At 62.5% G+C, this 10,935-nt stretch carries 6 protein-coding genes and 1 pseudogene; all 7 read left to right on the top strand.

The window, feature by feature from the left end:
* A partial coding sequence (locus CBW22_RS23475; protein ID WP_088518025.1) for a type IV secretion system DNA-binding domain-containing protein occupies nt 1-1,756 on the top strand: 1,756 nt, incomplete at its 5' end.
* Entirely contained in the window at nt 1,753-7,533 is a 5,781-nt protein-coding gene (gene mobF / locus CBW22_RS23470) for a MobF family relaxase (RefSeq protein WP_088518024.1), read from the top strand. The genes CBW22_RS23475 and mobF, both read left to right, overlap by 4 nt.
* A 68-nt stretch (nt 7,534-7,601) precedes the next feature.
* Nucleotides 7,602-8,399: a DsbA family protein gene (locus tag CBW22_RS23465; RefSeq protein WP_088518023.1), complete on the top strand. Its 798-nt coding sequence runs from the start codon at nt 7,602-7,604 to the stop codon at nt 8,397-8,399.
* Between the two features lie 217 nt (nt 8,400-8,616).
* Nucleotides 8,617-8,772 (top strand): annotated as a pseudogene (locus CBW22_RS26860) (phospholipase D family protein); the annotation flags it as partial.
* A 143-nt stretch (nt 8,773-8,915) separates the two neighbouring features.
* Complete coding sequence (locus CBW22_RS23455; RefSeq protein ID WP_021507990.1) at nt 8,916-9,170, top strand: replication regulatory protein RepA; 255 nt, start codon at nt 8,916-8,918, stop codon at nt 9,168-9,170.
* A 231-nt stretch (nt 9,171-9,401) separates the two neighbouring features.
* Entirely contained in the window at nt 9,402-9,473 is a 72-nt protein-coding gene (tap, locus tag CBW22_RS27010; RefSeq protein WP_071813605.1) for a RepA leader peptide Tap, read from the top strand.
* Complete coding sequence (repA, locus tag CBW22_RS23445) at nt 9,466-10,332, top strand: plasmid replication initiator RepA (RefSeq protein ID WP_088518021.1); 867 nt, start codon at nt 9,466-9,468, stop codon at nt 10,330-10,332. Before tap ends, repA begins: the two co-directional genes overlap by 8 nt.
* Nucleotides 10,333-10,935 lie beyond the last annotated feature (603 nt).

Raw genomic sequence — 10,935 nt, 5'->3', positions numbered from 1 at the left:
GTCGCGCACCATCTTCAGCGACACGGCCATGCAGTTTGCCTCACGCCCCGATCGCAGCATCGAGACGTTCCTGAAGACCTGCCTCTCGATCGACCTGAAAAGCCTGCGCGAGTTTCTCAAAAACACGCCGTCGGCCAACCTGGTCGAGGAGAAAATCGAGAAGACCGCCATCTCCATCCGCTCGGTGCTGACCAACTACGCCAAGTCGCTGCGCTACCTGCAGGGGCTGGATAAGGAGGGCAAGCCGGAGTTCAGTATCCGCGAGTGGATGACCGACGCGCAGTACGACAGCAGCTGGCTGTTTATCTCCACCACGGCCCGCCACCGTAAAGCGGTGCGCCCGCTGATATCCATGTGGCTGTCGCTGGCCACCCTGCTGCTGCAGAGCATGGGGGAGAACAGCGACCGACGCGTGTGGTTCGTCGGCGATGAGATTGCCAGCCTGCAGAAGATACCGGAGTTCAACGAAACGCTGGCCGAAGCGCGCAAGTTCGGCGGCTGCTTCGTGCTGGGCATCCAGAACATCCCGCAGCTGGTGCACATCTACGGCCGCGAGATGGCCAAAGCCATCTTTGACCTGCTCAACACCCGCGCCTACGGCCGCTCGCCGAGCGCCGAGGTGGCCAAAATGGTGGAGGAGGAGCTGGGTCACCAGCGCCGGCGCGAGGCGCGCGAGCAGAACAGCTACGGCCTCGACCAGATTCGCGACGGTATCTCCATCAGTAAGGACAAGGTCAACGAGCCCATCGTGGATTACGACCAGATCATGAAGATGCCGAATCTGCAGTTCTATGTGCGCCTGCCCGGCGAATACCCGGTGGTGAAGCTGAGCCTGAAGTACCGCAGACAGAAGAAATATCATCCGGCGCTGATGGAGCGCGACTTCCGTGACCGGCTGAGTCCCGAACTCGAGCGCATTATCGAAAACAACGAGCGCAGCGCCCGGGCAGCGGACATTGCGTTCCCGACCGGAGAGGAGTGGCTGGAAGGGGAGAACCGCGCTTCCGCGCCCGCACCGGTTAAACCTGCGGCTGCCTCGCCGTCCGCCGCGCCGGCAAAAGCTGACGTCCCCGTGACGACGCCGGAGCCGGCTACCGTGAGAGAGGTGAAGCCGTCTGTCGCACCAGGCCAGCCTGCAGTTCCCGCTACCGCTGCACCCGACATTACCGTACCGCCTGCATCAGGGGCAGTCAGTGAGACGCCGCCTGCTTCCAGCGTGCGTCCGTTCCCGCTGCGCGTGGTGCCGGCACCGGTGAACAAGGTGGTCGCAGAGCCACCGCCGGCAAATCCGCCCGCTTCTGATGCAACAGCCGAAACGCCAGTCTCCCGGCCGGTGCCGGTCACGGCGCCTTCCACCGCTGAAGTACTGCCGGTCGCTGCAATACGCCCCGTCATGAAGTCAAAACCAGCCGGTCCGAGCGCGCTCGAGATGCTGGCTCGCCGTAAGCACCGCGCAGGCGCACCGGAAGGCGGGGAAGGCGCCGCGGAGGAGGCCGCTCGGCAGGAGGGGGCGGCGCAGGGGGAAGCCCCGGAGCTGCACATGCAGATGGAGAAAGACGACGGGGGCCGGCTGACCGTGCGGCACATCAGCCCGCGTAAATCCGAACAGCAGCGTGAGGAGGAGCGCGCCGCACTGCACGGCGACGCCAACGAGCGCATGGCCGACGACGAAAAAAACATCCTGCGGCACCGCGACGACTACGCGGCGTACCAGGAGATGAGTGACAGCCTGGACCCGGGAGGATATGAACGATGATGACCGTTGCTCCGGTGGCCTCTGCCGCCGACGCTGCCGGCTACTACAGCAGCAAGGATAACTATTACTTTCTGGACGACATGCCCACCCAGTGGCTGGGCGAGGGCGCGCGGGAGCTGGGCCTTGAGGGGCCGGTTGACCTCGATACCTTCACGGGCATTCTGCACGGCAGCCTGCCGAACGGTGTGACGCTCGGTAAGGAGGTGCAGGGCGCGCACGTGCACCGCCCGGGCCACGACTTTACCTTTTCGGCGCCCAAAAGCGTCTCCATGCTCATTCTTGCCGGCGGCGACAAGCGCCTGCTGGAGGCGCATCACGACGCGGTAAAAGAAACGCTGGCCATCATGGAGCAGATGGTGAGCGCACGCGATACGAAAGAGGGCGTGACGCGGATCGTCACCAGCGGCAAGATGGTCGCCGCACTGTTTACGCACGACACCTCGCGCAACCTCGACCCGCAGATCCACACCCACGCGGTGGTGGCCAACGTCACGGAGCTGGACGGCAAGTGGAAGGCGCTGGCCACCGACGCCATTCACGGCGCCGGCTTTATTGAGACGGCCTACCGCAACCAGATAAGCTACGGCAAAATCTATCGTAACGTGCTCAAAGGTAAGGCTGAAGCTATCGGCTACGAGACGGTGCCTACGGGGGGGCGTCACGAGCTGTGGGAAATCAAAGGCTTTACGGATGCGGTGCTGGATGAGTTTTCCTCGCGTCACCGGGAGATCCACGCGCGCGCCGGTGAAGACGCCTCGCTGAAAAGCCGCGACGTGGCGGCGCTCGATACCCGCCAGCGCAAGCAGGATATCAGCCGCTACGGCGGGGAGGAGCCCGCGCCTGTCCGCCCGCAACATGAGCCGTCCCCGGCGAGGGATCTACCGGTTCAGGACCGCTCAGCAGCGGCAGCGGAGAAAGCGCCAGCGACCGCAGGGGAAGGGACCTCAGCGCCGTCCGTACAGGATAAAGCGATGCTAAACGCGAAGCCTGCATCGTCCGCTTCGCCGGCAATGCAGGATAACGAAGTGCCGATCGTGAAGCCCGAAACCGCTGACGGCCGTGCGCGCCTGCAGGAGCGCTGGCAGCGCCAGATGGACGACGTCGGTTTTGATATCGGCGCCGTCATCAGCGAGGCAAAGGTCCGCGAGGCGCAACTTCCCGCTGCAGGAGAAGCCAGTCCCGCCCTGACGGAAGCCATGGACGCGGTGCGCACCGCGATTTCGGTGCTGAGCGACAGCCGTACCCGTTTTACCTACGGCGATCTGCTGCTGACCGCCCACGAGGCGGGGGAGACGCAGCAGGCGCTGCCTGAGCTTCGCCGTGCCATCGACCAGGCCATCGGTGAAGATTTGCTGACGCCGCTGGACGGCGAAAAAGGCGTCTTCACCTCGCACATTCACCTGCTCGATGAGCTCTCCGTGCAGTCGATGACGGCGGACATCCTGAAAGAGAATAAGGTCGCGAACCTGCGCGTGTTTTCTAAAGCGCCGGCGCCGCATCTGGAAAAAGCGGCGCGCGCGCCGCTGGCTATCCTGAATGCGCCCGCTTCCCTGCAGCGGCTGCGTGAAACCACCGAGGCGCTGGTGACAATGTCACGTGAACAGGGCCGTGACGTGAAGGTGCTGACCAGCTCCGCGGAGCGCGCCCTGAGCCTGGGCAAATCCCCGCTGCTGAAGAACGACCTGCTGTCGCGCAGCCGCGTGCTGGACAGTACGTTCAGCCTCGGGGTGCAGAGCACGCTCATCGTCGAAGGGGCGGAAAAGCTCGGCCTCAAGGAGATGCTGGTGCTGACCGGCGAGGCGCGGGAAAAGAACGCGCAGCTGCTGTTTCTGGACAGCGCCGGCCGGCAGTCAAATGCAAACGCCCTCTCTGTACTGGCCTCAGCGGGCGCGGAGCGCCTGACGCTGACCACGCCGGCGCCGGAGATGTCCACACAGGTATTGAGCATTCAGGATAAGCGCGAGCGCTATCAGGTGCTGGCCGACCGCTACGCGGAACTCAGCGGAGGTGAGACCCCGGTCACCGCCGTGGTGGTGGGGGCCCGCGAGCAGCAGCAGCTCACCGGTGTCATCCGCGACGCGCTGCAGAATGCCGGCAAACTCGGGCGTGAGACGGCAGACGTCGAGGCGCGCACGCCGGTGTTTGTTACGGCAAAATCGCGCCGGCTGCCGGGCACGTACCGCCCGGGCATGGTGCTGGAAGACCGCACGGAGAAGGATGAAACGCGCCACTACGTTATCGACCGCGTGCATGCGGACACGCGCATGCTGTCCCTGATTGACGGGGACGGCGTGCTGTCCCGGGTGAAGATGTCGGCCCTGACCGGCGACTGGCGCCTGTTCACGCGCGAAACCCTCAGCGTGGCGCAGGGTGAGCAGCTGTTCGCGCTGGCGGCGGACAGGGAGGCGGGACTGAAAGCGCGCGATCGCCTGACGGTGACGTCGGTTGAAAACGGCGTGCTCACGGTGCAGCGGGAAGGCCACACGCGCCCGCTGCGGCTGCGTACCGACGCCCCTCTTTACGTCACTTATAACTACGTGAGCGCACCCGGCAGCCGTGACCGCGAGAGCGGCACGGTGCTGGCCTCGCTCGGCGCCCGCGACCTGTCCGCCAACGTGATGAACGCGCTGGCGCAGTCCGGAAGCCAGGCCGAAATCTTTACCGGCGAGGCGCTGGGCCGCGCGGAAGAAAAACTCGGGCGCCTGCGCGACAACCGCACGCCGCTGGAGCTGGTCCGCCAGCTCGGCGGGAGCGGGGAAGCCGGTGAGGCGATGAGCGCGCTGAAGGCCGGGGTGCAGAACGACGCGCAGAAGGCGGTGTCGCGCGCGGTGGCCAACATGCGCGAGGTGGCGTTTCCGTTTGCGCAGCTTACCGAAAAGGCGGCGGAGTTTCTCGGCAGCCTGGAGGGGATCCGCGGCGAAATCACCCGGCTGGAGCAGGCGGGCGACCTGATTAAGGTGCCGTACGGCGGCGAGGTGCGCTACGTGGCCCGCGCCACCTGGGAAATGGAGAAGGCCATCATCCGTGAGGTCGAGGCGGGTAAAAACACGCAGACGCCGCTGCTGGCAGACCCTTCCGCCGTGCTGTCTGCCAGCCTCACCGCCGGCCAGCGCGCGGCTTCCGGACTGATCCTGCAGAGCACCGACCGCTTTACGGCGGTGCAGGGGTACGCGGGGGTGGGGAAAACCACCCAGTTTGACGCCGTGAAGACCGCCATCGACACGCTGCCGGAGAGCGTGCGGCCGGCCGTTATCGGGCTGGGGCCGACGCACCGCGCGGTCAAAGAGATGCGCAGCATCGGCATCGGGGGCCAGACCATGAAGTCCTTCCTCGTTGACTGGCAGCAGCGCACCGCCGCGGGCGAAAAGGTCAGCTACGCGAACACGCTGTTCCTGATTGACGAAGCCTCCATGCTCGGTAACCAGGACACGGCGGAGGCGCTGCGCGCCATCGCGGCGGGCAACGGTCGGGCGGTGATGGTGGGCGACGTCGCCCAGCTCGAGTCGCCGGAAAGCGGCGCCCCGTTCCGCCTGCTGCAGGAGCGCAGCCCGATCGACGTGGCGGTAATGAAGGAGATCAAGCGCCAGCTCAGCGACGACCTGCGCGGCGCGGTGTACAGCGTCATTGAAAACAAGGCCGCCGCGGCGCTGGAGAAAATTGACCGCGTGTCGCCGTCAGTGGTGCCGCGACAGGCGGGCGGTCAGGCCCCGGCGCGGTCGGTGACAGAAGTTCCGCCGCCGCCGAAGGATGAGAACGGCCGTGAGCTGCCCGGCCCCGACGGCGGCAGGGCGCCCGGTGTCATTGATTTTATCGTCAGCGACTACATGAGCCGCACGCCCGCCGCGCGGGCGGAGACGCTTATTGTGGTGTCGCTCAATGACGACCGGCGGGCGGTGAACGCCGGCATTCATGAGGCTATGGTGCAGGCCGGTGAGCTGGGTGCAAAACCGGTCACGGTACCGGTGCTGGAGCGCATCAGCGGCGGACGCCACGACTTTAACCGCATTGAGGCGTGGCAGGCCGGGCAGGTGGTGCTGAGCGGCGACCGGTACCTGAGCGTCACCGGCGTGGACCGCGGCACGCAGAACGTGCTGCTGCGGGACGAGGACGGGCGGATGCGCTACTACTCGCCGGCCGAGCTGAACGCCACTGAAATCGAGGTGTTCCGGAAGGAAACGCTGGAGCTGCGCACCGGCGACAGCATCCGGATGAACAAGACCCAGCGGCAGGCGGGCCACGCGGCGCACGACCAGTACCGGGTGGCGGCGCTGCGCGAAAACGGTGAGGTGGTGCTGCAGGGGGCGGCGGGAGAAAAGGTGATATCGCCGGGCGTCACGCAGGCGGATCGCCACATTGACTACGCGTGGGCCGTGACCGGGCACGGCGCGCAGGCGGCGAGCAGCCGCTTTGTCATCGCGCTGGAAAGTGCCACCGGCCGGCGCGGCATCATGAGCGGCATGCGCGCGTTTTACATCAGCCTGTCGAGGGCAAAAGAGCACGTGCAGGTTTACACCGACAACGTCCAGCGCTGGAAGGAGGCCCTGGTCCGGGAAGAAAAAGGGTTCAAAACGGCCCACGACGCGCTGTCGCCGGAGGCGGAGCGTAAACAGGCCCGGGCCATCTGGGCGATGGGGCAGCCGGTGGGGAAAACCGCCATCGGCCGCGCGTTTCTCAACGGCAACGGGCTGAGCGGCGCGCCGGTGACGGCGCGTATCATCCCGCCGACGCGAAAATATCCGGAACCGCACCTGGCACTGCCGGCATGGGACGCCAACGGCAAAACCGCCGGCGTCACGCTGGTTCCGCTGCATCACGAAAAGGGCACCATCACACCGGGTCCTGTGCGCCAGCTGGTCACGGAGGGCGCGCAGGCGGCCATGCTGCAGAAGAGCCGCAGCGGTGAGGTGCTGCTGGTCACCGACCTCGCGCAGGGCCTGACGGCCGCGCGCGAAAAGCCGGAGGCGGGAGTTCTGCTCGTACACGGTGCGCAGCCACCGTCTGCGCAGCTGCTGAAGGTGGCAGGGGGCCGTTATGAGCTGATGAGTCGTCCTGATGCGACGATGCTGAACCTCATCCGGGCTGAACTTCAGGAAATGCTGAAGGTGGTGCCGCCCACAGAGTTATACCGTGATGAGCGTCAGCAGCTGCGCGCCGCCCTGGCAGCTCTGGAGAAAAACACGGTTCTGCCCTCTGTGAAAGCTGACGAAAAAGCCGCCTCAGATTTAACTCCAGAAGGCCTGAAAAAGTCCGTGCAGAATGTGGCCACGGCGCGAGACCCGGTAAAACTTCCTCAGGAAGAAAGCGTCATGGAAAAAATAACCCTGTCATCTGCGCTGGCCGTCCGTATCAGTGAGCTGATGAAGCAGAAGCTGCCTCAGCTGCCGGGTGAACCTGTCCGGGATTACGCGGCGCTGATAAGGCAGGCTTCCGGTGCGCTATCTGAGACCACCTCCGCACCGGGTGACGCAGCCCTGCGGGCAGTGCTGAGCGCGCTTTCAGGTTCAGGGCTGCCTGCCGGAATACAGGTTCCCGTATCAGCTGAACAGGAAGGTGTGGTCAGTGCGACAGTCGTCCGTCAGGTCCGGGAAGAGCTGGACAGAGCATCGCCTGCCAGCCGGGACAGACAGCCTGCTGTTACGCCTGCAGTCCTGACGAATACTGCCCGGGAGCTTGAGCGCCAGACGCAACTGAGCCTGCCGCCGGAACCCCGCGGGCGGGAGCCGGACAGGGAGCTGCCGGCACCAGAAATCACCCGTCATATCCAGAAAGAACGTTGATTACTGCGGCCCGCCCTGTGTGGCCGCCTTACCTTCCGCCTGCCCCGCGCAGGCCTGTGAGAGAAATTATGAGACCACTCCTGAAACTGGCCGCCATTGCGCTGGCCATGAGCACCGCTTTGCCCTCAACACCATCGAATGCGGCTGAGGCTGCAGACTTTACCCCCGCGCAGCAGGCCCGCATTGGTGAAATTGCAGCTGACTACCTGGTGGCGCATCCCGACGTGCTCATTGAGGTGAGCAAAAAGCTGCAGGCGCGCCAGCAGGCGATGCAGCAGCAGGCTTACGTGCAGTCAGTGCTGAAGGCCCACCGTCTGCTGATGCAGCTCGGCGGCGTGCCGGTTAAGGGGCCGGCGAATTCGAAGGTCATCGTTACGGAGTTCTTTGACTACGAATGCATCGCCTGCAGCATGATGGCGCCGGTGATGGAAAAGGTGATGGCCGCCAACGCCGGCGTACGCTTTGCCTTCCGCGACTGGACCATCTTTGCCGCACGCTATCCGGAATCGCGGCTTGCCTCGCACCGCGGGCTGGGTATTTACCGCAGGCAGGGCGCGGAGGCCTACATGACCTTCCACAACGGGATTTACCGGACCGGTCACAACGAGGGGAAACTCACGGCAGAGGATATTGAAAAGGTGGCCACGGCCGCCGGCGCAGGTACGGCTTCCGGTGATGACAGTGCTGCCTCCGACAGGCTCATTGAAAACAACGACGCGCTGGCTGAGATGCTGGGACTGACGGGCACGCCGGGCATTATCGTCATGCCGGCAGAGAATGCCACGGCAGACAACACCACCGTCATCCCGGGCGTCGTCAGTGAAGACGTCCTGCAGCAGGCCATCGTCCGCGCAGGCGGAAGCTAAAAAAAGCCCGGTGCAGAACCGGGCAACCAGCAGCGCTGGCATTATCAGAATGGTTTCACTGCCGGCGCGTGAGGGGGTATCGGCCATCCCGCCAGAACCTTTACCCCCTGACGGCCACGTCGTTCAGGCTGTTCGTTCCTCGCACCGCTGCGGTACGCCTCAGCCTGACCGCCCTGCCCGTCGCCTGAATGGCGATCGTCCGTGATCGTTTCGCTGAATAAGTACGGGCTCGTTCAATTACACCCGCAGCGCGGCGGAATCGAACTCCGGGAACGCGCTGGTTGTGCGCGGCGTACCGGCACTGACGCAGACCTACCTGGCGCACTGGCAGTCACGATGGGACGGTGGTAAAGACTGGCAATCATCTTACTGACCAGCAGAAATAAGATTTTCTTCGCTTCCAGGCGAGATACGCGCCAACGTATCTCACACCTCTGCACAAAGTTAAGTCGCTGATTTAAGAGATCTGTAGTATTCTCTGCCAAATTCTCTCTGAATTTAGTGGAGGAGGCAGAGATGTCGCAGTCAGTTAACGCAGTCACTTCCTCGTCAGGATCTAAACGCCCTTATCGTAAAGGTAACCCTTTAAGCGCGTCTGAAAAGCAGCAGGCAGCTGTGGCCAGAAAAAAGCTGACGCACAAAGAGCTCAAGATCTTCGTGCGAAATCCGATTAAAGACAGGCTTTTGATTGAATGTGAAAAGGAAGGCGTAACTCAGGCTGAGTACATCGAGCGTCTTTTACAAAAAGCGTTTAATGACAACGATGAATAGGTAATGGTATTACTTTCTTGTCGTATGTCAGTTGAAGTGATAGATTGCAAACCGTAAAGAATTCTGGCGGGCCACGCCGAAAGGTGGCAGAGGACTGGTGCTGACTGATTAGTTAAGGCCAGAAAAAACGAAACCCCGATAATCTTCCTCAGTTTGGCGACTCAGGAGAAGACTAACGGGGCCCACTTATTCTGCATAGAAGCTGTTGCTCTATGCGGGGAGTATAGTTTCATGCCCGGAAAACTGCAATACCTTCTGAGCCTGCTCCTTCTGTGCAACATAAGCGCAGGAAGGCGTGGCTGAGCAACTTACTGAAAGCACGTCATTTTACCGGCAGGTAAAGAATCCGAATCCGAAGTTCATACCGCAAAAAGGCAAAGATACGCTGCCGTTCTGCGAAAAAATCCGTGAAAAGGCGGCCGGCTTTACGCGTCGCATGGAGTTCCAGACGCTCGTTGCGATGTCGATCGCCCGGGGTGAGCGCAAACGCCGCCCGCCGGAACTGCGCATGCGTGCTCTGGAAGCCTCGCTGCAGGCGCTTTGCCACTACTTCAATCCGCTGGCCAACCGCGTGGGTGCCTCGCTCACGACCATGAGCATCCGCTGCGGGCTGGCCACCGAGAAGAAACGTCTTTCGATCACCCGGTTTACCGGCGCAGTGCAGTTCATGGCCCAGCTAAAACTCCTCACCTACAACACCGAATATGATAAAGAAATCGGCTGCAATATTCCGACCGACATCACTTTTACACCGCTGATGTGGCAGGTGCTGGACGTCTCCGAGGAAGCGGTCGCCGCTGCCCGCCGCAGCCGCATCGAGTGGGAAAACCGTCAGCGCGAGAAGAAAGGTCTGCCGCGCGCCGGCGCCGACGAACTTATCAGTGCCGCCTGGGCGTTTGTGCGCGAACGCTTCCGCGAATACCAGAAGTCGCGCCGTGAACACGGCATGAAGCGTCATCGCGCCCGGAAGGATGCGCCACGTACCCGCAAAGATATCGAGCAGCTGGTTCGCCTGCAGATCCAGAAAGAAATCCGTAACGGCCGCTTTTTTGGCGGGCTCGATGCGGTTCGCGCGGAGATAGATCGCCGCGTTACGGAACGCATGAAGCTCTCGCGTGGCCATTATGCGAGGCTGTCTGACGATCTGCTGGTCACAACCTGACGGCTGCTGATACCCGGCTGAATCATCTGGCGCATAGCGTCGGCTTTGCTCTGCCTGAAATCCGGCCTTTCTGGCCATCCTGACCACCTTCCTGTCCCTTTTACAACTATCCGGTTCGCGCCGGAGGCCTTCGCACGCCTGTTGAAAAAAGCTGAGTAAATATTGTCCAAATCAGTCGCTTACACTGCGCACTTTTCTGCGACCAGGCGCACAGAAAACCCCCCGTTCCGCTGACCTTCATCGTGAGACCGTGTAATCCTGAGTTATCCACATTAACCACGAGAGGCTTGTACAATTATCTACTGCCCGGTAAGGCTTTTAACCACGAATCGAAATTTTCACAAACCGCGATGATCCTTTTAAAAAACCGATCTCCTTTCTTTTAAAAAAAAGTTATTACTTACTTTTAAATATAAAACCTATTCAGCACCCGTCCTGTGGACAGGTGAAAAAGGCCTTCGCTCGCAGCGGCCGTAAACGTCCACGCCGCTCAGAATCTGAAGTACCTCCCGCTAACGCGGGCCCCGGACAGTGCGGTTAGTTACAACAAACAGAAAGTTCACTGTGGTCAGCAGATTCTGAACCATTGTGCCCCTCTCAGCC

This window comes from Pantoea sp. VS1 (assembly GCF_002207995.1).
Taxonomy (GTDB): domain Bacteria; phylum Pseudomonadota; class Gammaproteobacteria; order Enterobacterales; family Enterobacteriaceae; genus Pantoea; species Pantoea dispersa.
The sequence above is the reverse complement of the archived record's forward strand: the minus strand, read 5'-3'. Positions and strand labels throughout refer to the sequence as shown.

Bases quoted from the DNA above. Each gene is read 5' to 3' on its own strand.
- mobF (WP_088518024.1), top strand. From the start codon at position 1,753: ATGATGACCGTTGCTCCGGTGGCCTCTGCCGCCGACGCTGCCGGCTAC.
- CBW22_RS23455 (WP_021507990.1), top strand. From the start codon at position 8,916: ATGTCGCAGTCAGTTAACGCAGTCACTTCCTCGTCAGGATCTAAACGC.
- CBW22_RS23465 (WP_088518023.1), top strand. From the start codon at position 7,602: ATGAGACCACTCCTGAAACTGGCCGCCATTGCGCTGGCCATGAGCACC.